Source organism: Sphingomonas sp. TZW2008, from assembly GCF_002117915.1.
Lineage (GTDB): Bacteria > Pseudomonadota > Alphaproteobacteria > Sphingomonadales > Sphingomonadaceae > Sphingomonas.
The window spans coordinates 513,731-536,099 of record NZ_BDJB01000003.1 but is presented as its reverse complement, the minus strand read 5'-3'; the positions used below and the strand labels follow the sequence as shown (position 1 = coordinate 536,099).

Annotated in this window: 26 protein-coding genes; 21 read left to right on the top strand and 5 right to left on the bottom strand. The window is 68.3% G+C overall.

Annotation, left to right across the window (positions count from 1 at the left end; genetic code table 11):
• Window positions 1-65: 65 nt before the first annotated feature.
• From B7L05_RS04220 to pnp, 5 genes are all read left to right on the top strand, one after another.
• Window positions 66-653, top strand: coding sequence for a thymidine kinase (locus tag B7L05_RS04220; protein WP_085808938.1), 588 nt, complete (start codon window positions 66-68; stop codon window positions 651-653).
• Between the two features lie 135 nt (window positions 654-788).
• The gene (locus tag B7L05_RS04215) at window positions 789-1,475 is read left to right on the top strand and encodes a site-2 protease family protein (protein ID WP_085809097.1); all 687 of its coding nucleotides are present in this window, start codon (window positions 789-791) and stop codon (window positions 1,473-1,475) included.
• A 9-nt stretch (window positions 1,476-1,484) separates the two neighbouring features.
• On the top strand, window positions 1,485-2,378 hold the full coding sequence (gene truB / locus B7L05_RS04210) for a tRNA pseudouridine(55) synthase TruB (protein ID WP_085808937.1): 894 nt from the start codon (window positions 1,485-1,487) through the stop codon (window positions 2,376-2,378).
• 19 nt (window positions 2,379-2,397) lie between these two features.
• On the top strand, window positions 2,398-2,667 hold the full coding sequence (gene rpsO, locus B7L05_RS04205) for a 30S ribosomal protein S15 (RefSeq protein WP_076745033.1): 270 nt from the start codon (window positions 2,398-2,400) through the stop codon (window positions 2,665-2,667).
• A gap of 157 nt (window positions 2,668-2,824) precedes the next feature.
• Complete coding sequence (gene pnp, locus B7L05_RS04200) at window positions 2,825-5,164, top strand: polyribonucleotide nucleotidyltransferase (RefSeq protein WP_085808936.1); 2,340 nt, start codon at window positions 2,825-2,827, stop codon at window positions 5,162-5,164.
• 120 nt (window positions 5,165-5,284) lie between these two features.
• Here pnp and B7L05_RS04195 read toward each other — a convergent pair whose 3' ends face one another.
• The gene (locus B7L05_RS04195; protein ID WP_375601241.1) at window positions 5,285-5,872 is read right to left on the bottom strand and encodes a J domain-containing protein; all 588 of its coding nucleotides are present in this window, start codon (window positions 5,870-5,872) and stop codon (window positions 5,285-5,287) included.
• A 39-nt stretch (window positions 5,873-5,911) separates the two neighbouring features.
• Between B7L05_RS04195 and B7L05_RS04190 the strand changes: the two genes are divergently transcribed.
• From B7L05_RS04190 to B7L05_RS04175, 4 genes are read left to right on the top strand one after another with little or no spacing between them, the layout of a single operon-like run.
• A complete protein-coding gene (locus B7L05_RS04190) occupies window positions 5,912-6,205 on the top strand; it encodes a BolA family transcriptional regulator (protein ID WP_085808934.1) in 294 nt (97 codons plus the stop codon).
• The gene (locus B7L05_RS04185) at window positions 6,202-6,912 is read left to right on the top strand and encodes a glutathione S-transferase (RefSeq protein WP_085808933.1); all 711 of its coding nucleotides are present in this window, start codon (window positions 6,202-6,204) and stop codon (window positions 6,910-6,912) included. The genes B7L05_RS04190 and B7L05_RS04185 overlap by 4 nt, the downstream gene beginning before the upstream one ends.
• Entirely contained in the window at window positions 6,902-7,378 is a 477-nt protein-coding gene (locus B7L05_RS04180) for an NUDIX hydrolase (RefSeq protein ID WP_085808932.1), read from the top strand. The genes B7L05_RS04185 and B7L05_RS04180 overlap by 11 nt, the downstream gene beginning before the upstream one ends.
• On the top strand, window positions 7,368-8,270 hold the full coding sequence (locus tag B7L05_RS04175; RefSeq protein WP_085808931.1) for a pirin family protein: 903 nt from the start codon (window positions 7,368-7,370) through the stop codon (window positions 8,268-8,270). Before B7L05_RS04180 ends, B7L05_RS04175 begins: the two co-directional genes overlap by 11 nt.
• Before the next feature lie 40 nt (window positions 8,271-8,310).
• Here the strand turns inward: B7L05_RS04175 and B7L05_RS04170 are convergent, their stop codons facing one another.
• Complete coding sequence (locus B7L05_RS04170; RefSeq protein ID WP_085808930.1) at window positions 8,311-9,444, bottom strand: DUF2332 domain-containing protein; 1,134 nt, start codon at window positions 9,442-9,444, stop codon at window positions 8,311-8,313.
• 60 nt (window positions 9,445-9,504) lie between these two features.
• On the opposite strand from B7L05_RS04170, the gene hisG reads away from it, so the two are divergent.
• The 6 genes from hisG (at window position 9,505) to B7L05_RS04140 (ending at window position 14,165) form a co-directional block, all read left to right on the top strand.
• Window positions 9,505-10,170 carry an ATP phosphoribosyltransferase gene (gene hisG / locus B7L05_RS04165; protein ID WP_085808929.1) on the top strand — a complete coding sequence of 222 codons (666 nt, stop codon included), beginning with the start codon at window positions 9,505-9,507 and terminating at the stop codon, window positions 10,168-10,170.
• Window positions 10,167-11,462, top strand: a complete 1,296-nt coding sequence (gene hisD / locus B7L05_RS04160; protein ID WP_085808928.1) for a histidinol dehydrogenase — start codon at window positions 10,167-10,169, stop codon at window positions 11,460-11,462. Before hisG ends, hisD begins: the two co-directional genes overlap by 4 nt.
• Before the next feature lie 75 nt (window positions 11,463-11,537).
• Window positions 11,538-11,993, top strand: coding sequence for a transcription antitermination factor NusB (nusB, locus tag B7L05_RS04155; protein WP_085808927.1), 456 nt, complete (start codon window positions 11,538-11,540; stop codon window positions 11,991-11,993).
• Between the two features lie 17 nt (window positions 11,994-12,010).
• Window positions 12,011-12,199: a DUF4169 family protein gene (locus B7L05_RS04150; protein ID WP_085808926.1), complete on the top strand. Its 189-nt coding sequence runs from the start codon at window positions 12,011-12,013 to the stop codon at window positions 12,197-12,199.
• A 57-nt stretch (window positions 12,200-12,256) separates the two neighbouring features.
• A complete protein-coding gene (locus tag B7L05_RS04145) occupies window positions 12,257-13,693 on the top strand; it encodes an aldehyde dehydrogenase family protein (RefSeq protein ID WP_085808925.1) in 1,437 nt (478 codons plus the stop codon).
• A 67-nt stretch (window positions 13,694-13,760) separates the two neighbouring features.
• Window positions 13,761-14,165, top strand: coding sequence for a lipocalin-like domain-containing protein (locus tag B7L05_RS04140; RefSeq protein WP_085808924.1), 405 nt, complete (start codon window positions 13,761-13,763; stop codon window positions 14,163-14,165).
• 22 nt (window positions 14,166-14,187) lie between these two features.
• On the opposite strand, the gene B7L05_RS04135 is transcribed toward B7L05_RS04140, so the two are convergent.
• The gene (locus tag B7L05_RS04135; RefSeq protein WP_085808923.1) at window positions 14,188-14,382 is read right to left on the bottom strand and encodes a hypothetical protein; all 195 of its coding nucleotides are present in this window, start codon (window positions 14,380-14,382) and stop codon (window positions 14,188-14,190) included.
• Between the two features lie 129 nt (window positions 14,383-14,511).
• On the opposite strand from B7L05_RS04135, the gene B7L05_RS04130 reads away from it, so the two are divergent.
• From B7L05_RS04130 to B7L05_RS04110, 5 genes are all read left to right on the top strand, one after another.
• Complete coding sequence (locus tag B7L05_RS04130; RefSeq protein ID WP_085809096.1) at window positions 14,512-15,213, top strand: DUF2490 domain-containing protein; 702 nt, start codon at window positions 14,512-14,514, stop codon at window positions 15,211-15,213.
• A gap of 143 nt (window positions 15,214-15,356) precedes the next feature.
• On the top strand, window positions 15,357-16,397 hold the full coding sequence (locus B7L05_RS04125; RefSeq protein ID WP_144037118.1) for a diacylglycerol kinase family protein: 1,041 nt from the start codon (window positions 15,357-15,359) through the stop codon (window positions 16,395-16,397).
• A 7-nt stretch (window positions 16,398-16,404) separates the two neighbouring features.
• A complete protein-coding gene (locus B7L05_RS04120) occupies window positions 16,405-17,319 on the top strand; it encodes a hypothetical protein (protein ID WP_085808921.1) in 915 nt (304 codons plus the stop codon).
• Window positions 17,316-18,059, top strand: coding sequence for an NTP transferase domain-containing protein (locus tag B7L05_RS04115; protein WP_085809095.1), 744 nt, complete (start codon window positions 17,316-17,318; stop codon window positions 18,057-18,059). The genes B7L05_RS04120 and B7L05_RS04115 overlap by 4 nt, the downstream gene beginning before the upstream one ends.
• A complete protein-coding gene (locus B7L05_RS04110; RefSeq protein ID WP_085808920.1) occupies window positions 18,056-18,742 on the top strand; it encodes an HAD family phosphatase in 687 nt (228 codons plus the stop codon). The genes B7L05_RS04115 and B7L05_RS04110 overlap by 4 nt, the downstream gene beginning before the upstream one ends.
• Here the strand turns inward: B7L05_RS04110 and B7L05_RS04105 are convergent.
• Complete coding sequence (locus B7L05_RS04105) at window positions 18,739-19,881, bottom strand: hypothetical protein (RefSeq protein ID WP_085808919.1); 1,143 nt, start codon at window positions 19,879-19,881, stop codon at window positions 18,739-18,741. The two genes, B7L05_RS04110 and B7L05_RS04105, sit on opposite strands and share 4 nt — an antisense overlap.
• On the bottom strand, window positions 19,878-21,005 hold the full coding sequence (locus B7L05_RS04100) for a hypothetical protein (RefSeq protein ID WP_085808918.1): 1,128 nt from the start codon (window positions 21,003-21,005) through the stop codon (window positions 19,878-19,880). Before B7L05_RS04100 ends, B7L05_RS04105 begins: the two co-directional genes overlap by 4 nt.
• Before the next feature lie 41 nt (window positions 21,006-21,046).
• Between B7L05_RS04100 and B7L05_RS04095 the strand changes: the two genes are divergently transcribed.
• Window positions 21,047-22,354: a lipopolysaccharide biosynthesis protein gene (locus B7L05_RS04095; RefSeq protein WP_179187112.1), complete on the top strand. Its 1,308-nt coding sequence runs from the start codon at window positions 21,047-21,049 to the stop codon at window positions 22,352-22,354.
• The last annotated feature ends 15 nt before the right edge of the window (window positions 22,355-22,369 follow it).

Sequence of the window (22,369 nt, the reverse complement as noted above, 5' to 3'; positions counted from 1 at the left end):
CGAAGCGCGTCTGCCTTTGACGCGAAAACGGTAGCGCGACGTAGCCGGATCGGCGAGATCGACGCATGGCCAAGCTCTATTTCTACTACGCCAGCATGAACGCGGGCAAATCGACCAACCTGCTCCAGGCCGACTTCAATTATCGCGAGCGCGGCATGGCGACGATGCTGTTCACTGCGGCGATCGACGACCGCTTCGCTGCGGGTACGATCACCTCGCGGATCGGCCTGTCGGCCGCCGCAACGATGTTCGACGCTGACACCAACATCGCCGCATGCGTGCTCGATCGCCATGCCGAGGAAAGTATCGCCTGCGTGCTCGTCGACGAGGCGCAGTTCCTCACCGCCGCGCAGGTCGACCAGCTCGCCCGGCTCGCCGATATCGATCGTATTCCCGTCCTCGCCTACGGGCTGCGCACCGATTTCCAGGGCGCGCTGTTCGAGGGATCGGCGCGGCTGCTCGCGCTCGCGGATGCGTTGGTTGAGATCAAGTCGGTCTGCGCGTGCGGGCGCAAGGCGACGATGAACCTGCGCGTCGATTCAGCCGGCAAGCCGGTCGCGGCGGGCGCGCAGACCGAGATCGGCGGCAACGATCGCTACGTCGCGCTGTGCCGCCGCCATTTCACCGCCGCATTGGCGGGCGACGGCGGCTGACGCGAGATCGGCAACTTTTCCGTCCGTTGCACTCCGCCGACAGCGTGAGCGGCGGTCATCATTGCCGATAGCGCCGCTATGCCAACGCAGGCACACCGCTGGCGCAACCAGCGCGCCGCGCCTATCTCGCGCTGCATGACACCCGACAATGTCGTCTACGCCGCCGCGGTATGGATCATCCCGCTGGTGATCGCGATCGTCTTCCACGAAGTGGCGCACGGGCTGATGGCACGCGCGCTGGGTGATCCCACCGCCGCGCGGCTCAACCGCCTGTCGTTCAATCCGCTGCGCCACGTCGATCCGGTCGGCACGGTGATCCTGCCGCTCGCGCTCGCGCTCGCCAAGGCGCCGGTGTTCGGCTGGGCGAAGCCGGTGCCGGTCGATGGCACGCGGCTGCGCAACCCGCGCTGGGGCATGGTCGCGGTCGCACTCGCCGGGCCGGGCATGAACTTTGCGCTCGCGGCAGTGGCGGCGATCGCCCTCGGCGTACTGTTCGGCGGGGCGGAGGCGCCGCCGCAGGGACTGGCGGGCTTCGTCCTCGCCAACCTCGTCAATTTCCTGCTGATCAACATCTTCCTCGCGGTGTTCAACCTGCTGCCGCTGCCGCCATTCGACGGGGGGCATGTCGTGCAGGGCGTCCTGCCACGGCGCCTTGCCGTGGAGTGGGCGAAGCTTGCGCGGTTCGGCTTCCCGCTCGTCATCATCCTGTTCGTCGTCGTGCCGATGATCTGGCCGGGCGCGAGCATCGTCGCCAAGCTCGTCGGCCCGCCCGCCGACTGGCTCGTGCGCCAGTATCTCGGGTTTGCGCAGGCGCTGTCGTAAGGGTTCAAGGTGAACGGCTGGCTCATCCTCGACAAGCCGCTCGGGCTCGGCTCGACGCAGGGCGTCAGCGCGGTCAAGCGCGCGCTGCGTGACGGCGGCTATGCTAAGGCCAAGATCGGTCACGGCGGCACGCTAGATCCGCTTGCGTCGGGCGTGCTGCCGATCGCGCTCGGCGAGGCGACCAAGCTCGCCGGCCGGATGCTCGACGGCGACAAGGCATACGACTTCACCGTGTCGTTCGGGACGCAGACCGACACGCTCGATACGGAGGGCGCGGTGATCGCGACGAGCGACGTTCGCCCGTCGCGTGCCGCCATATCCGCGATTCTGCCACGCTTCACCGGCGCGATCGACCAGATGCCGCCCGCCTATTCCGCGCTAAAGGTGGACGGGCGTCGCGCCTATGATCTCGCCCGCGCTGGCGAGGCGGTGGTGCTCGCGAGCCGCGGCGTAACGATCCATGCCCTTTCGCTTACCGATGCGCCGGCGGCAGGGGAGGTGGAGACGGCGACGTTCACCGCGCTCGTCTCCAAGGGCACCTATATCCGCAGCCTCGCGCGCGATATCGCGCTCGCGCTCGGCACCGTCGGCCACGTCACCTATTTGCGGCGCACCCGCGCCGGCCCGTTCGACCTGTCCCACGCGATATCGCTGGACAAATTGAGCGAAGCCGCTAAGGCGCGCACCCTTGAACACCTGATCCTGCCATTGAGGGCGGGGCTGGACGACATCCCGGCTCTATCCCTCACCCCCGACCAGGCAGGGGCGCTCCGCCAGGGGCGTGTTCTGGCCGGGATCGCTGCCGACGATGGCCAGTATTTCGCCTGCTTGCACGACGTGCCGGTGGCGCTGATCGAGGTCCAGACCCGTGAGGGTCGTGTCGTACGCGGCTTCAACCTATGACGATGTCGAAGGAAAATACGTGACGATCACCGCAGAACGCCGCCAGGAACTCATCAAGGATCACGCGCGCGCCGAAGGCGACACTGGTTCGCCCGAGGTGCAGGTCGCGATCCTGACCGAGCGGATCCGCAACCTGACCGAGCATTTCAAGGGCCATGCGAAGGACAATCACTCGCGCCGCGGCCTGCTCATGATGGTCAACAAGCGCCGCTCGCTGCTCGATTATCTGCGCAAGAAGGATGGGGATCGCTACCTCGCCCTCATCGCGAAGCTCGGTCTTCGCAAGTAATTACGGAAGGGCGCCCTCGCGGCGCCCTTCTCGCATTTGCGCTTCGCGTGTGACGCGAGCGTGCAACGCCAGCGGGCAATAAGGCCCGACTGGCACGAGCCAAGACTGGCTCAAGCAGGCCCCGGCTGCATAGGGCGGCCGGAGTGAAGGAAACGACATGTTCGACAAGAAAACGGTAAGCATCGAGTGGGGCGGCGACACCCTGACGCTCGAGACGGGCAAGGTTGCCCGCCAGGCCGACGGCGCGGTGATCGCGACGCTCGGCGAGACGGTGGTGCTGTGCGCCGTCACCGCGGCCAAGACGGTCAAGGAAGGGCAGGATTTCTTCCCGCTTACCGTCCACTACCAGGAAAAGTTTTCGTCGGCCGGGCGCATCCCGGGCGGCTTCTTCAAGCGTGAGCGCGGTGCGACCGAAAAGGAGACGCTGGTTTCGCGTCTCATCGACCGCCCGATCCGCCCGCTGTTCCCGGAAGGCTTCTACAACGAGATCAACGCCATCGCTCAGGTGCTGAGCTATGACGGCGAGAACGAGCCCGACATCCTCTCGATGGTCGCCGCGTCGGCCGCGCTCACCATCTCGGGCGTGCCCTTCATGGGCCCGATCGGTGCCGCACGCGTCGGCTATGTCGATGGCGAGTACGTCCTGAACCCGACCGACAAGCAGGTCGCAGAGGGTCAGCTCGATCTGGTCGTCGCCGCCACCTACGATGCGGTGATGATGGTCGAATCCGAAGCCAAGGAGCTGTCGGAAGAGATCATGCTTGGCGCCGTGCTGTTCGCGCACGATGCCTGCCGTGAAGTCGTCAAGGCGATCGTCAAGCTCGCCGAGCAGGCCGCCAAGGATCCGTGGGAGCTGGCACCGGTCGACGACAAGTCGGCGACCATGAAGAAGCTCGACAAGGCGATCGGCAAGGACATCGCAGCCGCCTACAAGCTGACCGACAAGCAGCAGCGCCAGAACGCGCTGAATGCGGCACGCACCAAAGCGCGCGAGGCGTTCGCCGACCTCAAGGAAAGCGATCCCGCCCAGTATCTCGGCACGCTGAAGCTGGTGAAGAAGCTGGAGGCGAACATCGTCCGTCAGGCGATCCTGAAGGACGGCAAGCGCATCGACGGCCGTACCACCACGCAGATCCGCCCGATCGAAGCAGAGACGCACTTCCTGCCGCGTGCGCATGGCTCCGCGCTGTTCACGCGCGGTGAGACGCAGACGATCGCGACCGCGACGCTCGGCACCCGCGATGCGGAGCAGATGATCGACGGCCTCAATGGCCTGTCGTATCAGCACTTCATGCTGCACTATAACTTCCCGCCCTACTCGGTCGGTGAAGTGGGCCGCTTCGGCGCGCCGGGCCGCCGCGAGGTCGGCCACGGCAAGCTGGCATGGCGTGCGCTGCACCCGGTGCTGCCGTCGAAGGAAGAGTTTCCGTACACCATCCGCCTGACCAGCGACATCACCGAGTCCAACGGCTCGTCGTCGATGGCGTCGGTGTGCGGTGGGTCGTTGGCGCTGATGGACGCCGGCGTGCCGATCTCGCGCCCGGTATCTGGCATCGCCATGGGCTTGATCCTGGAAGGCAAGGATTTCGCGATCCTGTCCGACATCCTGGGTGACGAGGATCACCTCGGCGACATGGACTTCAAGGTGGCTGGCACGTCCGAAGGCATCACCACGATGCAGATGGACATCAAGATCGCCGGCATCACCAAGGAGATCTTCGAGGCGGCGCTGCACCAGGCCAAGGAAGGCCGTGCGCACATCCTGGGCGAGATGAACAAGGCGCTGGGCGAAACCCGGACCGAACTGTCGGCGCATGCGCCGCGGATCGAGACGCTGACGGTCGACAAGTCCAAGATCCGCGACATCATCGGCACCGGCGGCAAGGTGATCCGCGAGATCGTCGCCACCACCGGCGCCAAGGTCGACATCGACGACGAGGGCGTGGTGAAGATCAGCTCGTCCGATCACTCGCAGATCGAGGCCGCGATCAAGTGGATCAAGGGCATCGTCGAAGAGGCGGAAGTCGGCAAGATCTACAACGGCAAGGTCGTCAACATCGTCGACTTCGGTGCGTTCGTGAACTTCATGGGTGGCAAGGACGGTCTCGTCCACGTCTCCGAGATGAAGAACGAGCGCGTCGAGAAGCCGGGTGACGTCGTGTCCGAAGGCCAGGAAGTAAAGGTCAAGGTCCTCGAGATCGATCCGCGCGGCAAGGTTCGCCTGTCGATGCGCGTCGTTGATCAGGAGACCGGCGCCGAGCTCGAGGACACGCGCCCGGCACGTGAACCGCGCGAGCCGCGCGGCGACCGTGGCCCGCGCCGTGACGGCGGCGGCGATCGCGGCGGCCGCGGTGGCGATCGTGGCCCACGTGGCGGCGGCGACCGTGGTCCGCGCCGCGATCGCGGCCCGCGCCCGGAGGGTGGCCGTGAAGGCGGTAGCGACGAGGGCAACGCCCCCGAGTTCGCGCCGGCCTTCCTGACGAACGACCGCGACTAGGCGGTCTTGCCGATAGGCACAGACAGGAAAGGGCCCTGGCAGCGATGCCGGGGCCCTTCTTGTTTCGCGCCCTGCCGACCCGCCTTATCTGGCGATGACGCGGGCTAAGCCGGCCGCGCTTCACGCAAACGCCGGCGCCTGGCGTAGCTGCTGATACGCCGCAATCACCTGTTGCAGCATCGCTTCGTGGCTGCGGTCGCCGCCGTTGCGATCTGGGTGATAGCGCCGCACCAATTCGCTGTAGCGCTTGCGCAGCGCCGATCGGTCGGCGTCCGCCGCGAGCCCGAGCACCCTGAGGCTCGCGCGATCCTGCCCCGACAGCGGCTTGCCGTCGGCGCGCTCGGGCGCGGTCTCGCGGCGGAAGCGCGCGCTGATCGCGTCGAGCGGGTCGGCGAAATCGTGCCAGCGCGGCCCCGGATCGCCGCCACCCGCGCGGGCGAAGGCGCGCGTCTCGCGCTCCCACCCCGCCAGCGGACGCTGCGCATGGTGGATCTCCTCCGCCGTCATCCCGTCGAAGTAATTGTACCCGGCATTGAACGCGCGAACGTGCTCCAGGCAGAACCAGCGGAACGCCGGCGGCCCGTCGCTGCTCGCCCCTTCGAGCGGCGGCGCCCTGAATTCACCCGGCGCGGGGCAACCGGGTACGGCGCACGGCCGATCGCCTTCGATCCTTCCGTGAAACCGTGTGTTCGCCCTTTCCTTCGCCAAAACCCGACAATCCCCGTCAAAACGCATTATGTAGGCAGCATGACCGACGCTTCCACCGGCCCGATCGAACAGGCGATCACCGCTCGTCTCACCCAGGCGCTCGCCCCGACGCGGCTCGCCGTGATCAACGAAAGCGCGCAGCATCGCGGCCATGCGGGCGACGATGGATCGGGCGAGTCGCATTTCCGCGTCGTTGTCGAGAGTGCAGCCTTCGCCGGGCTCTCGCGCGTCGCGCGCCAGCGCCTCGTCAACCAGGCGCTCGGCGATCTCATGCGCGACTCGATCCACGCGCTGGCGATGAAGACGCTCGCGCCGGGGGATGCACCCGCGTGACCTATCGCTTGTGGTACTGGCCCGATCTGCAGGGGCGCGGCGAGTTTATCCGCTTGCCGCTCGAGGCCGCAGGTATCGCGTACGAGGACTGCGCGCGCGATGCCGGTGCAGAGGCGCTCGTCGCGGACATGAAGGCACGCACCGGCCGCACGCCGTTCGCGCCGCCCTATCTGGAGGCGGACGGGATCACCATCGCGCAGGTCGCCAATATCCTTCTGTATCTGGGTGAGCGGCACGATCTCGCCCCGTCCGCGCTTGCCGATCGGCTGTGGATCAATCAGCTCCAGCTGACGATCGCCGATCTCGTCGCCGAGGTGCACAACGTGCACCATCCGGTCGACATGATGGCCTATTACGACGAGCAAGCGAGCGAGGCGGCGCGCGCCGCGGCACAGTTCCGTGCCGAGCGGCTGCCCAAATTCCTCGCGCATTTCGAGGCCGCGGCCGGCGCCAATACGGGCGACTGGCTGGCCGGCGATCGGTGGAGCTACGCCGATACCTCGCTGTTCCAGGTCGTCGCCGGGCTGCGCTACATGTTCCCGCGGCGGATGGCGGCGATCGAGCAGGATTATCCGCGGCTGATCGCGTTGCACGATCGAGTCGCGGCGCTGCCGGGGATCGCCGCCTATCTCGCCAGCGATCGCCGCATCGCGTTCAACGAGGACGGCATCTTCCGCCATTATCCCGAGCTCGACGATGACGCGTGACGCGGCGGCGCCTGCCGAGCGGCTGGTCGCGCGCGCGAAGCGGCCCGCGGCGCGGATCATGCTCGTCGATCGCGCCGGCCGTGCGCTGCTGTTTCGCTTCACGCCCGACGATCGCCCCCCGTTCTGGTGCACGCCGGGCGGCGCGCTCGATCCCGGCGAGAGCTATGCCGCCGCGGCGCGCCGGGAATTGTACGAAGAGACCGGGATCGCCGCCGATCCGGGTCCTGAGGTGGCGCAGCGCAACGTCGAGTTCCTGACGCTCGAGCGAATTGCGGTCACCGCGGACGAGCGCTGGTTCCGCGTCGACGTCGATGCCCCGGTGATCGATCCCGCCGGGCACACCGATCTCGAGCGGCGCGTGATGACGACTTGGCGCTGGTTCGCGCGCGACGAACTCGCCGACTGGCCCGAGACGATCTACCCCGCCGATCTGCCGGCGATGCTGGAGGCGACCGATGACGCGTGAAGACCTGATCGAACAGACCCTGCTGCCCGCCACTCACGACATCGGCGGGTTCAAGGTGCATCGCACGCTGCCCCACCGCGAGCGCACGATGGTCGGCCCGTTCCTGTTCTTCGACCAGATGGGTCCGGCACAGTTGCCGCCGGGGCAGGGGATCGACGTGCGTCCGCATCCGCACATCAACCTGTCGACCGTCACCTACCTGTTCGACGGCGCGATGGGGCATTGCGATTCGCTCGGCACCGCGATCACGATCCGGCCGGGGGCGGTGAACCTGATGACGGCGGGCAGCGGCATCGTCCACTCGGAGCGCTCGCCCGAGGATGTCCGCCCCGGCGGCCCCGCGCTGTCGGGCATCCAGACGTGGCTCGCGCTGCCTGACGGGCGCGAGGAGATCGCGCCGGCCTTCGAGCACGTTGCTGCTGACGATCTGCCCGTGATCGAGGGCGCCGGCGTCACCGCGCGCATCATCATGGGCGATCTGTGGGGCAAGTCTGCGCCGACGACGACCTATGCCGGCACGATCTACGCCGACATTCGCCTTGCCGGAGGGGCCAGCGTGCCGATCGATGCCGAGGCGGACGAGCGCGCGATCTATCTTGTCGAAGGCGACGCGACGCTCGAAGGGCTGCCGCTCGAACCGCAGCGGCTCTATGTCGTGCGTCCAGGGATTGCCGCGACGCTGCGCAGCGCGGGCGGTGCGCGGGCGATGCTTGCGGGCGGCGAAGCGTTCAAGACCCCGCGCCACGTGTGGTGGAATTTCGTCAGCTCGTCGCGCGAGCGCATTCAGGAGGCGAAGCGCGCCTGGATGGCGCGCGAGTTCCCCGTCGTGCCGGGTGACGAGATCGAGTGGATCCCGATCCCGGGCCAGCCCAACACGGTGAGCTATCCCTGATCAGGGCCGAGCAGGTGGGAGCGGGCGGCGACGACCGGACCTATGCGCCAGCCAGCTTGCGTGTCGCCGCATTCTCCCAATAGCCGGCGCCGCCTGACACGAAATCGCCGTCGGGTGGCGTATCGGCCGGGTCGGTCGGCGCAACCCACGTGCCGTGCGCGTGGCTCTGCGCCACGCGGCGCGGCGCGGCGGCGCCGGGCCACGCCTGCACCCACACTTCCTGCACCGCGCTCTGCTTGTTGGGCTCCATCCGCACCCAGGCGAGCGGCCGCTCTGGCGTCGCGCGCGCCGCCGCCATCGCCATCGATTCGCGGATCGTCGCCTGCCGCGCCGCACCGAGATATTGCCACACGACCGAGTGGATCAGCACCCGTGTCTCGCCCGCCGCCTGCGGCTCGGCCAGCCGCTCCGCCACCCACTGCGCGGCATCGCCGGCATCTAACCGCGGCGGATCGGCATTGATCAGCGCAATGACCTGCTCGATCCGCGCGATCCGCTCGGGCGTGTCGATCCAGGCATAGGCGGCAAGCCGCCGCGCGTTCGCCGGATCGCGCGCATCGATCGGCTGGATGTCGACCCCGCGGATTGAGGCGAAGCGTACGTCCGCAGGCGGCGGCGCATCGCCCCGCCACTCGGGCCGGATCGTCACGGCGGCATCGGCGGGGCCGTAGCGCGAGCCGCCCAGATCAAAGCCGAAGCGATCGATCATCAGGTTCAGCCCAGCGCTTGAGCCGATCTCGAGCAGCGCGATCGGCTGGTCGAAGCGGCGCACGACATCGATCAGGCCGGTCATCAGCGCGGCCGATCGCCCCGGCTCGTTCGTCTGCGGCGGCGAATCAAGCCAGCCGAACAGCGCATCGTCATGCGCCACCAGCGTTTCGCCGATGATCCGCGCGACTGCCGCCTCGTCGGTAATCTCGCCGCTGAACACTTGGCTCAAATCCGGCGCGGTGCCGTCGCGATGCAGCGCGTGCAGCCCGCCGACCAGCCGCAGCGGCAGCGCGTCCGCGGTCGGCTCGCCCGGCCAGTCGAGAACGCGCGCGCCCGTCCGGCTATCGCGGGATACCGCCGTCGACAGCGCCTGGCAGACGCGCGCGGTGATCGGCGCCGCCATCACCGTGCAATAATGGTGCTGGATCATGAATGCCACGCGATTGGTCGCCTCGTCTGCCATTTGCGCCTCCGTTGCTGCCCCTTGTTGCGCCTCCATCCACCGCCCCGTAAAGCCCGCGGCATGGCCGAACCGCTCGTCATCGCCGTTCCCAAGGGGCGCATCCTTGCCGAGGTGCAGCCGCTGCTCGCCGCCGCCGGCGTGGTGCCCGAGCCGGCGTTCTTCGACGAAGACAGCCGCGCGCTGCGCTTTGCGACGCAGGATGCGGGCATCGCGCTGATCCGCGTGCGCGCGTTCGACGTGGCGACCTTCGTCGCGCATGGGGCGGCGCAGCTCGGCATCGTCGGATCGGACGTGCTCGGCGAGTTTGCCTATCCCGAACTCTACGCGCCGGTCGATCTCGGCATCGGCCATTGCCGCCTGTCGGTCGCCGAGCCCGCCGATCTCGCCGCGCGCGACGATCCGCGCGGCTGGAGCCACGTGCGCGTCGCGACCAAATATCCGCATTTGACGGCGCAGCATTTTGCGCGGCGCGGCGTGCAGGCCGAATGCATCAAGCTCAACGGCGCGATGGAACTTGCTCCGATGCTCGGCCTCGCGCCGCGGATAGTCGATCTCGTCTCGTCGGGCCGCACGCTGAAGGAGAACGGGCTGGTCGAGGTCGAACGGATCCTCGAGGTGTCGTCGCGTCTGATCGTCAACCGCGCAGCGATGAAGATGCGCGCGGGCCGCGTGGTGCCACTGGTGGAGGCCTTCCGCCGCGCGGTGACCGAGGCTGCCGCCGCATGATCCGTCTATCCACCGCCGAAGCGAATTTTGCCGCGGACTTTGCGTCGCTGGTCGACGCGCGCCGCGAGTCGGACAGCGACGTGACGCGCGACGTGTCGGCGATCCTCGCGCGCGTTCGTGCGGAAGGCGATGCGGCGCTGCGCGACTATACCCAGCGGTTCGACGGCCACGACCTCGATGCCGGCGGCTGGTCGGTCCCGCTCGGTGATTGCGCCGACGCGTTCGACCGCCTCGAACCCGATTTGCGTTCCGCACTCGAACTCGCGGCGTCGCGGATCCGCGCCTATCACGAGAAGCAGCGCCCGGACGACACGGCGTTCACCGACGATGCCGGTGTGCGCCTGGGCGCGCGGTGGCGGGCGGTGGATGCCGCGGGAATCTATGTTCCCGGCGGGCGGGCGGCTTACCCATCGACGCTGCTGATGAACGCGATTCCGGCCAAGGTGGCGGGTGTCGAGCGGCTCGTCGTCGTGACGCCGACGCCGAAGGGCTTCATCAATCCGCTCGTCCTCGCCGCGGCGCATCTCGCCGGGGCGGACGAGGTGTGGCGGATCGGCGGCGCGCAAGCTGTCGGTGCGCTCGCCTGGGGCACCGAGCGGATCGCGCGCGTCGACGTCGTGACGGGGCCGGGCAACGCCTGGGTCGCCGAAGCCAAGCGCCAGGTCTACGGCGTCGTCGGGATCGATATGGTCGCCGGGCCGAGCGAGATCGTCGTCGTCGCGGACGGCGCGAATGATCCCGAATGGATCGCCGCCGATCTGCTCAGCCAGGCCGAGCATGACGTGACGACGCAGTCGATCCTGTTCACCGACGACTGCCGCTTCGCCGATGCCGTCGCCGCCGCGGTCGAGCGGCAGCTCGGTGGGCTAGCGACGGGCGAGACGGCGCGGATCGCGTGGGAGCGCAGCGGCGCGATCATTCTGGTCCGCGACCTCGACGAGGCGATGCCACTGGTCGATGCGCTGGCGCCCGAGCACGTCGAGATCGCCGTGGATGATCCCCAGCCGCTGTTCGATCGGCTGCGCCACGCTGGCTCCGCCTTCCTCGGCCGCCATACGCCCGAGGCGATTGGCGATTACGTCGCGGGCCCGAACCATGTGCTGCCCACCGGGCGGCGCGCGCGCTTCGCCAGCGGGCTCGGCGTCACCGATTTCATGAAGCGCACCAGCTTCCTCCACCTCGATGCCGCCGCACTAGACAAGCTAGGCCCCGCCACCGTCGCGCTGGCCACGGCGGAGGGCCTGCCAGCGCACGCTCAGTCGGTCGCGCTCCGCCTTCAGGGGCGCCGCTGAACTGCGTAGGGAGCGTGCGGCACGACGCGCGCGGGGACTGGCCCAACCCGCGCCGGCGGCGTAAAGCCCGCGACCATGTCCCGTACCGCTGCCCGTACCAAGGCGCGCGCTGCCGCGCGTCTCGCCGCCACCCAGGCACTCTACCAATATGAGATGGAGGGGACGCCGATCACTGCGCTCCTCCACGAATTTCATCATCATCGCATCGGTGCGACGATCGAGGACGTCGAATATGCCGAAGCGGATGTCGCCTTCTTCGACGATCTCGTCACCGGCGCGCATGCCCGAGCGGGCGAGATCGACAAATTGATCGAGGGCCGGCTCGCCAGCGGCTGGACGCTGGAGCGGCTCGACAAGCCGATGAAGGCGATCCTGCGCGCCGGCACCTATGAGCTTCTCTCGCGCGTCGACGTGCCTAAGGGTGCGGTAATCAGCGAGTACGTCGACGTGGCGCACGCCTTCTACGAGCGGCGCGAGGCGGGCTTCGTCAATGGCCTGCTCGACGGCATCGCGCGCGAAGTCCGTCCCTGACGTGCGGCGCGGCGCGCATGGGTGAGGTGATCAACCTGCGCCGCGCGCGCAAGGCCCGCGCGCGGCAGGCGGCGGCAGATACCGCGGCGGCGAACCGTGTCGCCTTCGGCCGCACCAAGGCGGAGCGTGAGGCTACGACGAAGGACGCCGAGCGGCAGGCACGCCTGCTCGACGGAGCAAAGCGCGACGAGCCATCGGACCAGTAGCGCGGATCGCGTAACAGCTGTTATGGTGACTGCGATAACAGGCCTGGAGAGCGATCGATGGACTTCCAAAACGATTACCGCATGCTGATCGGCGGCGAGCTGGTGACCGGCTCGGCGACGCTCGATGTCGTCAATCCTGCCAACGAGGAGGTGATTGCGCGCGTACCGGATGCGACGCGTGAAGACCTCGACCGCGCGATCGACGCCGCGCGCAAGGCGTTCCCCGCCTGGTCGGCGACGCCGATCGCGGAGCGCAAGGCGAAGCTTGCCGCGCTCGGCCAGGCGATCATGGCCAATGCCGATCCGCTGATGCGGCTGCTGACCACCGAACAGGGCAAGCCGCATGCCGAGGCGCAGGGCGAAGTGATGGGCGCGGGTTACTGGCTGATGGCGGCGTCGCAGCTCGACCTTCCGGTGACGGTGAACGAGGATTCGGACGATCGCTACAGCGAAACGCGCCACGTGCCGCTGGGCGTCGTCGGGGCGATCGCGCCGTGGAACTTCCCCATGATCCTGGCGATGTTCAAGGTCGGTCCGGCGCTGCTGGCGGGCAATACGATGGTGCTGAAGCCGTCGCCGTTCACGCCCTTGTCGACGCTCAAGTTCGGCGAGCTGGCCGCCGAGCTGCTGCCGCCCGGCGTGCTCAACATCGTCACCGGCGGCGACGATCTGGGGCCGTGGATGACGAGCCACCCCGGCTTCGACAAGATCAGCTTCACCGGATCGACCGCCACCGGCAAGCGCGTGATGCAGTCCGCCGCGCCGACGCTGAAGCGCGTGACGCTGGAGCTCGGCGGTAACGACGCCGCGATCGTGATGCCCGACGTCGATGTCGAAAAGGTTGCCGAGGAGCTGTTCTGGGCGGCGTTCCGCAACAACGGCCAGATCTGCATCGCGACCAAGCGGATGTACGTCCACAAGGACATCTACGATCAGCTGCGCGATGCGCTGGTCGCTTATGCCAAGACGGTGAAGGTCGGCGACGGATCGGAGCAGGGCACGCAGATCGGCCCGATCAACAACAAGCAGCAATATGCCCGCGTGCTCGAGCTGATCCAGGATGCCAAGGACAAGGGCTACAAGTTCCTGGTCGGCGGCGAGAAGGCCGACGTGCCGGGATATTTCGTGCCGGTGACGATCCTCGACAATCCGCCGGAGGACGCGCGGATCGTGCAGGAGGAGCAGTTCGGCCCCGTGCTGCCGCTGCTCAAGTTCGACGATTTGGACGACGTCGTCGCGCGCGCCAATGCGACCGATTACGGCCTCGGCGGCTCCGTCTGGGGCAATGACGAGGACAAGGCGTTCGAGATCGCGCAGCGTATCGCCAGCGGCACGGTTTGGGTCAACGAGACGCAGCATCTGTCGCCGATGGCGGCGTTCGGCGGCATGAAACAGTCGGGCGTCGGCGTCGAAGGCGGGATCGAAGGCCTGCTCGAATATACCAACGCGCAGACGATCGTCCGCAAGAAGCGCAAGGAAGCCGTTCCCGCCTGATCGCGGGGGCATTTTCCGACCCCCGGGGCGGCGTCCGGCGCCGCCCCTATACTATGAAGGACGATCGATGGTCGATCTGCTCGGCGCCTGGTCGCTGCTTTCGTGCGTCAACATGCGCGATGGCGAAGAAACGCGCACCTTTGGCGATCCGCCGTCGGGCCAGCTGCAATATACCGCCGACGGCCGCATGTCGGCGTTCCTGATGGATCCGGCCTGGGCAGCGCGCGGCGACACGACCGCGGACAGCTTCACCGAATTCTTCGCCTACGCCGGCACGTGGCGGCGCGAGGGTGATCGCGTCCACCACGACATCGCGTTCAGTTCGGTACCGACGCGGGTCGGCACCAGCTTCACGCGGATTGTGAAGGTGATCGATGCCGACCGGATCGTCCTGGAAACCGAGCCTGAAGTGTCGAAATCGGGGCGCACCTACGTGACGGTCCTCGCCTGGCAGCGCGCCAGCCTCAGCTGAGCGACGCGCAGCCGGTACGCTCTCACCGATCGCGCACGGCGGGGGTGTCCTTCACGTGATGCGGGATCTGATCCAGCGCGCGGAGCAGATCGTCGAAACTATCGTCGTCCGTCACCGGATATAGTCGCGACAGCCGGCCGCCAAGCGAATCGACGTCCGCCTGGGTCAGCAACCCGACGGCGACGATGCGGTCGCCAGCTTCTCGTTTCCTCGACATGCGTCATGAACAAGGCGGGGAGCAATTGTGTCCCATTGTTGCGAATGCGCATCAAACACTATGCCGACGAGCGTATCGATCCCGCACACCGATCATGACAGTTCGCTGACAGGCGCCTATCGGCGCGCGATGTCCCGCCGCATCCAACCGATTGCCCTGCCGCTTGTGGCGGTTGGTGCCACCTTAGCCAATCCGGCCGCCGCGCAGCAACAGGACGAGCAATTGTGGCTGCAGATTAACACCCACGTTCCCGTCGCCGATCGCGTCCGCGTGACGCTTGAACAGATCGCACGCTTCGGCGACCGCGCCGGCGGCCTGTTCCAGACCGAATTCGGCGGGATTGTGGGCTATCGCGCGAGCGACCAGATCGAACTCGGTATCGGGTTCCGCAAGGTCGGCGCGCATAATGGCAACTCCGCCGATGACGAGGATCGCCTGCGTCAGCACGTTGTCGGCACCTTCGGCCCGTTCACCACGCGCTTCCGCATCGACGAGCGCTTCCACCCGCGTGGCGACGAGATCGGTTTTCGTATCCGTCCGCTGGTGCGCTACAATCACCGCCTCGGCCGCAAGGGGCTGGCGATGTTCGTCAGCCACGAGAGCTTCATCCTGCCCAATTCGACCGCCTGGGGGCAGCGCCGCGGCTATGAGCGGATGCGCAACATCGTTGGTTTCGTCGTGCCGTTCGGAAAACGGGTCAGCGCCGACATCGGCTATCTCAACCAGTATCGCTTCGCTGCGGGCGGATCGCGCGCGCAGATGGATCATGCGCTCTCGTTCCAGCTGACGATCAGCCTGCCAGGCTGGACGGGGGCGAAGCTCGACGACTGATCGCGGCGTGCGTCGCGCCGGATTTGAAAAGCGGCATCCGTCGCATCTGTCGCCGCGCTCCCCCAATTTTGCCTCAATCAGCAACCATGTGGCGAGAACAAGTGTATTACTCCGGTGTTGCCGGCTGATGAAAGGTTGCGTCCTTGAAGCCATCGAGCCTCGTTGAATCGCCGTTGGCAGGTGCGCTGCGCTTCGATGCGGGCGCCCTGTCTCCGCGCGTGCGCAACGAAGCGGTGGAGCGGCGGGCGCGACTGGCGGCGCCGCACAGTCTGCGGGTCGGCGTGATCCTCAACCAGCGCGCGCACCGCAACCTCGCCAGTGAGCGGATGCTGCCCGCAGTGTCGCCGCAGCTCGATTGGGCCGCGCCAAACACGATGGTCGACCTCTCGCGCGCGCTCGCCCGCTTCGCGACCACCGGGATCGACCTTCTGGTGATCGACGGCGGCGACGGCACGATCCGCGACACGCTGAGCGCGGCGCAGGCCTATTTCCCCGCCGGTCTGCCGCCGATTGCGCTGGTTCCTTCAGGCAAGACCAACGCGCTCGCGCTCGACGTCGGCGTACCGTCTGACTGGACGGTGCACGACGCGATCGCGGCGGCGAATACCGGACGGATCGTGCGACGAACGCCGATCGAGATCACGCGCGAGGGCGAGGATGCGCCTTCGCTCAGCGGGTTCATCTTCGGCGCAGGTGCCTTCGTCAAAGCGACCGCCCTGGCGCAGCAGACGCATCGCCTCGGTGCCTTCAAGGGGCTGGCGGTCGGCATGTCGCTGCTCGGCGCGATTGCGCAGACGCTGTTCGCCGGCCGCGACAATCCGTGGCGGCGCGGCGTGCCCGTCGGCATCGAACTCGAGGACGGTCGAACGATCGAGCAAGACCTGTACCTGCTGCTCGCCTCGACGCTCGAGCGGCTGCCGCTCGGCATTAAGCCGTTTGGCGCAGTGCGCGACGGGCTGAAGGTGCTAGGTGTCGATGCACCGCCGCGGCAGCTGCTGACGAGTTTTCCGGCGGTGCTTGCCGGATCGGAGGCGGCGTGGCTCGAGCGACTCGGCTACCACCGGCGCGATTTCACGCGGCTCACGTTGTCGCTGTCCGCGGGCTTCATCCTCGACGGCGAGCAATATCCCGGCTCGCGGCTGACGCTCGCGCGCGGCCGGGCGATCGATTTCATCGTTCCCTGATCGATCGATGGCCGACGATCTGACCGCGTTCGTCGCCCGCGATCTCGCGCGCGACGTGCCGTCACAAGTGCGCGATGTGGCGAGCACGCTGGCCGCGCGGCTCGATGGCGTGGCGGTGCTGTTCTACGGATCGGTGCTCCGTACGCAGGCGCTGGGCGACATCCTCGATTTCTACGTGCTGACCGGCGCGCCGCGCGGCTCGGTCCTGCGCCGATTGGGCGTGCGGTACCTGTGGCCCGACGTCAGCTATCATGAAATCGTCGTCGACGGCGCGACGATCCGCGCGAAGGTCGCGGCCATGCCGCTCGATACGTTCGAACGTGCTGCGGGCGGTGGCCTGATCGACACGACCGTCTGGGGCCGGTTCGCGCAGCCAAGCGCGCTGCTGTGGGCCGCCGATACGACGATAAGGCGGCGCGTCGAGCGATCGGTCGCCGCTGCGATCCGGACGGCCGCTCGGTTCGCCGCGGCGCTTGGGCCCCGGCGTGGCGCGGCGCTCGACTTCTGGACAGCGCTCTTCCGGCAAACCTATCGCGCCGAATTGCGGGTGGAAGCGCCCGGCCGTGAAACGCAGATCATCGCCCACGCGCCCGATCGGTATCGCGCGCTGCTGCCGCTCGCCTGGGCCGCGGACGGTATCGCGTTTGATCGCGAGGGTGACGTGTTGGCGCCGTCGATCGCGGACGCGCAGCGCCGCCGGTGGCTGGGGGCATGGCGCGCGCGCGCACGCTGGGGCCGCCCGCTCAACGTCGCGCGACTGGCGAAGGCGGCGTTCACCTTTGATGGCGCGGCGCGCTACGGCGTGTGGAAGATCGAGCGGCACACAGGCGTACGTGTGCAGTTGACGCCGTGGCGCGAGAAGCATCCGGTGCTCGCCGGCCCAGGCGTGCTGTGGACCGTGTTCCGCCGAACCTCGCGATGACGCCGTCGGCCCTGATTCTCGCGGGTTCGCGCGGCGGGGTCGATCCCGTCGCCGCCTATGCCGGCGTGCCGCACAAGGCGCTGATCGCGCTTGGCGGCGAGACGCTGCTCGCGCGCGTTGCCGGCGCACTGCGCGGCGCCGACGTGGCACGCGTGCTGGTGAGCGCCGCGGCAGGCCCGGTGGCGGACGAGGTCCGCCGACTCGGGCTCGAGCGTCTCGCCCCCGCGGCGGGGCCGAGCGCCAGTGCAGCGGCAGGTTTTGCGGCGGGCGGCGCGCCGATGCTCGTCACTACCGCCGACCACGCACTGCTGCAGCCCGAATGGATCACCGCGTTCCTCGATCGCGCGCCACGCGACGCGGACGTCAGCATCCTGCTCGCACGGCGCGAGATCGTCGAGCGTGACGCGCCCGCGACCAAGCGGACGTGGCTGCACTTCGCCGACGGCGACTGGTCGGGATGCAATCTGTTCCTGCTCGCGAGCCCGCGTGCCGCGGCGGCGCTGGCGCTGTGGCAGGAGGTGGAGCGCGATCGCAAGCGGCCATGGCGGATCGTCGTCCGGCTCGGGCCCGGCATGCTGATGCGCTACCTGCTGCGGCGGCTGACGCTGGCCGAGGCGGTGGCGCGGATCGGGGCGCGAGCGGGGATCAAGGCGGCGATCGTCGAATCGCCCTTTGGCCTGGCGGCAGTCGACGTCGACAAGCCTGCCGACCTCGACCTGGTCCGCACGCTCGTCCGGTGAGCGCCGCCGCTTCCGTCCGGCTGGCGATTTACGATCTCGACCGGACCATCACCGCACTGCCGACGTGGACGCCGTTCCTGCTTTTCGCCGCGTGGCGATCGACGCGCTGGCGGCTGGCGCTATTGCCGGCGGTCGGCGTCGCTGCTCTGCTGCGCGCGCTGGGCGTGATCGATCGCGATCGGTTGAAGGAGACGATGCATCGTCTGCTGCTCGGCCCGTCACTCTCCCCGCGGGACGCCGAAGCGTTGGCAGATGCCTTTGCGGGGTGGCTGGTCGCGCGGTACGTCCGGCCGGGAGCATTGGCGCAGCTTGCCGCCGACCGCGCAGCGGGGCGACGGGTCGTCATTGCGACGGCGGCTCATCGTTTCTATGCGGCGGCGATCGCCCGGCGGCTCGGCGTCAGCGATCTGGTCGCTACCGAGGCACGGCGCGATGCCGGCGGGAACATCCTGCCACGGCTCGCCGGGCCGAACTGCTACGGGCCGGCGAAGCAGGCGATGCTTGCGGGCTGGCTCGACCGAAACGGCTTCGAACGGCAGACGACCCATATCCGCTTCTATTCGGACCATGTGACCGACGCGGCGACGTTCGATTGGGTCGACGAGGCGGTGGCGGTCGATCCGCATCCGCCGCTCCGCGCGCTGGCATACACACGCGGGTGGCAGATCGCGGACTGGCGCTAGCCGAACCGTGCGACGATCGCCGCCGCTGCACGTCGTGACGCCGGCTCGTCGGTGCGCGAGAAGGTCGCCGCGAACGCCGCCTCCTGCGCCGCGCGATAGGCATCGGGTCGGCGCCCCGCGCGGTCGAGCGCGCCGGCAAGCTCGGCCGCGTCGTCGATCACTTCGCCCAGCTGCCAGTGAGCGAAGTTCGCGTCGCCGCGCCAGTCGGCTCGGCTCGCGTTGAGGAACACCGCCGGGCGCGGCCGGGCGATCCATTCGTAGATCTGGCTGCTCGCATCGCCGAGGTAGATGTCGGCGGCGCGCGTGTAGGTCATGTCGATCGACCGCTCGCTGCCCATGTCGATCAGCATGTGCGGCAGGTCGCGATAGCGATCCTCGAACTCGCGCCGCCAGCGGATTAGCCGATGCTCGACCGAGGCGTGCAGCCGGCGCTGTGCCAGCATGACGTGCGGCGCGACGATGAGATTGAAGCGATCCTGCACCGCGAACCAGTCAAGCACCGGCCGCCCCATCGTGTACCACGACGAGAGCTTCGGATCGAAATGCGGGTTATACAACACGATCGGCCGTCGATCGGCGAACAGGCGCGGCGCCGCGGCGGCATCGATCGTGTCGAATTTGGGATAGCCGACGATCGCGTGATTGTCCGGGCTGATGATGCCGGCCGCGAGCATCCGGTCGCGCACCTTCTCGCCCGACAGCAGCACGAGATCGAAGCCGCGCGCGACGTCGCGGAAGCCGACCGAGCGGTCGCCGGCGCCGTGCGGGATCCAGACGAACTTGGGCCGCGTCACGCCGTACCGCTCGCGCAGCAGCAGCGAGGTCGTCTCGGGTACGACGAGCACGTCGAGATCGGTGAAGGCGGCGGCATTCTGGCGCAGCGTCGCGACGCGGCGGAACGGCGCCACAAAGCGCAGTGCGCGATCGAGTGCGGCGACCAGCGGCGTGACGGCAATGCGGACGAACGTGACCGATCGCGCCGCATCGCCGATCAATGCCCGGACATGATCCTCCTGCACCTGCGACGAGGTGAGCACAACCGCCTCGACCTGCAGGTAACGGACGATTTCGGCGATAATAGGCGCGGTGTGGCGGATCTGGTGCAGGGCATCGTGATTGAACAGGAAGCCGACCTTCATGCCGCACGCCCCTCTCGCCGGAGAAATGCGACGATCGCGTCGGCCGCACGCGCCGCGGCGCCGGGGCTGGTATCGCCCAGGCTCGCCGCCACCATCGCCTCCTGCCGCGCGCGATACAGCGCGTGGCGTGCGGGCGCGGCGTGGATCGCGCGCATCAGATCGGCAGGATCATCGACGACGTCGCCGAGATGCCAGTGCGCGAAGCTCGGATCGTCGCGCCAGTCGATCCGATGCGCGTTGAGGAAGACGCAAGGGCGCGGGCGGGCGAGGAATTCGTAGACTTGGCTGCTCACGTCGCCGACGTAGATGTCGGCCGCCGCCGCGTAGCTCATGTCGACCGAACGATCGGAGCCGGGGTCGACCAGGACGTTGCCGGTGCTCCGCGCCGCCCATGCCGCACGGAACGCGGCGGAGCGCCGCCGCAGTAGCTTGACGTGCGGCGCGACAAGCAGGTTCATCGATCGATCGGCTGCGAAGCCGGCGAGCATCGGCTCGACGAAGCGATGCCACGACGTCAGCCGGGGTTCCTTGTGCGCATTGTACAGCACGACGGGGCGGGGCGCGTCGAACGGCAGCGTGGTGGCGCTGGCGATGCGCTCGGCCGTGTCGAGCTTGACCGAGCCGGTCAGCGCATAGTCGCCGGCGCGAATCAGCCCCAGCGACAGCATCCGCGCTGCCGTCTTCTCGCCCGCCAGCAACACATAGTCGAACGTCGCGATCCGCGGGATGAAGCCGCGCGCCCGGTCGCCGAAGCCGTGCGGGCTGTAGATCAGCTTGGGCCGATGCGCGCCAAGCCGGCGCAGCGCCGCGACGGTATTCTCGACCGCGAAGATCGCGTCATAGCCGTCCAGCTCGGCCAGGTTGTCGCGCATCACCAGATCCTTGAACATGCCAAGCCGCTTCAGGCGCTGCAGCCCGCGCGTCAGCGGCGTGCGGCGCAGGCGGCGCTGCTCGCCCGGCGCCGCGCCCCACGCGGCGGCGATGCGATCGAGGTGATGCGGCGTCTCGGGATCGTTATGGTAGCTGACCACCGGCCAGCCCGTACGCCGCGTGATTTCCAGCGCGATCGCAGCGCCGTGGTAGCACTGATAGGCTTCTGCGATATAGAGAAAGGCGATGCGCATACGGCTCCCCCTCTAAGGCGCTTACCGGTGGAAGAAAGACGTTGAAGGCCCCGGCGGCGGCCACGACCCCGTTTGGGCGCGCGCTGCGCAACGTCGGCTGGCTGCTGACGGGCAAGGGCGTGGGCGCGGTGCTGAGCATCGTCTACCTTGCGCTGGCGACGCGATCGCTCGGCGTCGAGGGCTTCGGCCAGTTCACGTTGATCCTCAGCACCGCGCAGGCGGTTGTGGCATTCGTCGGTTTCCAGACGTGGCAGATCGTCGTCCGGTACGGCATGGCGCACCGCGAGGCGGAACGGCCGGACGCGCTCGCCCGGCTGATCCGCTTCTGCCTCGCGCTCGATCTTGCGGGGGCGGCGATCGGTATCGGCATCGCGTTCGTCGCGCTGGTGCTGATGCAGCGCCATTTCGGATGGTCGGACACGCTGACAAATGAGGCGTTCGCCTTCTCAATCATCCTGCTGATCGCGGTGCGATCGACCGCGGTCGGCATTCTGCGGCTGTTCGATCGTTTCGCGATCGGCGCGGGGGCGGATGCCGTGACGCCGATCGCGCGCTTCCTGGGCGCTTCAATCGCGGCGTGGCAGGGGGCTGACCTGCTCGGATTCCTGCTCGCCTGGGCGGCGGCGGAGGTGCTGACGACGCTTGCCTATTGGATCAGCGCGACGCGCGCTGCCCCCGGCGTCCTGCGGCGCTGGCGCGACACCCTCGATGCCCCGCGCGAGAACGCAGGGCTATGGAATTTCGCGCTCGTCACCAATCTCAATTCGACGCTGAACGCAGCCAGCCGGCAGTTCGTGGTGGTGCTGGTCGGGCTGTTCACCGGCGCCGCGGCGGCGGGCAATTACCGGCTGGCGTACCAGCTGAGCCAGGCACTGGTGCGCCTGTCCGACATGTTCGCGCGCGGCGTCTTTCCCGAGATGACGCGCGCCGGGACGAGTAAGGCCAACGGCGGGCTGGCGACGCTGGTGCGTCAGTCATCGCGGCTCGCGATCGCAGTCGGCCTAGCGACGTGCCTGCTCGTGCCGCTGCTCGGCCAGCCGGCGCTGCTGCTGATCGCGGGCAAGAGTTATCTCGGCGCCTATCCCGTCCTGGTCCTGCTCGGCATCGCCGCTGGGCTCGATATCATGGCGGTCGGGTTCGAGCCGGTGCTGCTCGGCACCGGCCACGCGGCGCAGGCGCTGCGCATCCGCGCCGCCAGCGTGGCAGTTCTTTTCCTGGGCGTCGTGTTGCTGATGCCGACGTTCGAGGTGATCGGCGCCGGGCTCGCCTCGCTAGCCGCCTCGGCGCTCAGCCTCGGCCTGCTCGCGCAAGCGGCGATGCGGCTGGTGCGGCGCGATCGCGCGGGCTGACTGCGGAACGGTCGG

Coding starts and splice junctions, on each gene's coding strand:
- B7L05_RS04130 (WP_085809096.1), top strand. CDS start 14,512: ATGTCCCGCCGCATCCAACCGATTGCCCTGCCGCTTGTGGCGGTTGGT.
- B7L05_RS04115 (WP_085809095.1), top strand. CDS start 17,316: ATGACGCCGTCGGCCCTGATTCTCGCGGGTTCGCGCGGCGGGGTCGAT.
- B7L05_RS04145 (WP_085808925.1), top strand. CDS start 12,257: ATGGACTTCCAAAACGATTACCGCATGCTGATCGGCGGCGAGCTGGTG.
- B7L05_RS04140 (WP_085808924.1), top strand. CDS start 13,761: ATGGTCGATCTGCTCGGCGCCTGGTCGCTGCTTTCGTGCGTCAACATG.
- B7L05_RS04190 (WP_085808934.1), top strand. CDS start 5,912: ATGACCGACGCTTCCACCGGCCCGATCGAACAGGCGATCACCGCTCGT.
- B7L05_RS04135 (WP_085808923.1), bottom strand. CDS start 14,382: ATGTCGAGGAAACGAGAAGCTGGCGACCGCATCGTCGCCGTCGGGTTG.
- pnp (WP_085808936.1), top strand. CDS start 2,825: ATGTTCGACAAGAAAACGGTAAGCATCGAGTGGGGCGGCGACACCCTG.
- B7L05_RS04105 (WP_085808919.1), bottom strand. CDS start 19,881: ATGAAGGTCGGCTTCCTGTTCAATCACGATGCCCTGCACCAGATCCGC.
- nusB (WP_085808927.1), top strand. CDS start 11,538: ATGTCCCGTACCGCTGCCCGTACCAAGGCGCGCGCTGCCGCGCGTCTC.
- B7L05_RS04170 (WP_085808930.1), bottom strand. CDS start 9,444: ATGGCAGACGAGGCGACCAATCGCGTGGCATTCATGATCCAGCACCAT.
- B7L05_RS04180 (WP_085808932.1), top strand. CDS start 6,902: ATGACGCGTGACGCGGCGGCGCCTGCCGAGCGGCTGGTCGCGCGCGCG.
- B7L05_RS04175 (WP_085808931.1), top strand. CDS start 7,368: ATGACGCGTGAAGACCTGATCGAACAGACCCTGCTGCCCGCCACTCAC.
- B7L05_RS04100 (WP_085808918.1), bottom strand. CDS start 21,005: ATGCGCATCGCCTTTCTCTATATCGCAGAAGCCTATCAGTGCTACCAC.
- hisG (WP_085808929.1), top strand. CDS start 9,505: ATGGCCGAACCGCTCGTCATCGCCGTTCCCAAGGGGCGCATCCTTGCC.
- B7L05_RS04120 (WP_085808921.1), top strand. CDS start 16,405: ATGGCCGACGATCTGACCGCGTTCGTCGCCCGCGATCTCGCGCGCGAC.
- B7L05_RS04220 (WP_085808938.1), top strand. CDS start 66: ATGGCCAAGCTCTATTTCTACTACGCCAGCATGAACGCGGGCAAATCG.
- B7L05_RS04150 (WP_085808926.1), top strand. CDS start 12,011: ATGGGTGAGGTGATCAACCTGCGCCGCGCGCGCAAGGCCCGCGCGCGG.
- B7L05_RS04215 (WP_085809097.1), top strand. CDS start 789: ATGACACCCGACAATGTCGTCTACGCCGCCGCGGTATGGATCATCCCG.
- hisD (WP_085808928.1), top strand. CDS start 10,167: ATGATCCGTCTATCCACCGCCGAAGCGAATTTTGCCGCGGACTTTGCG.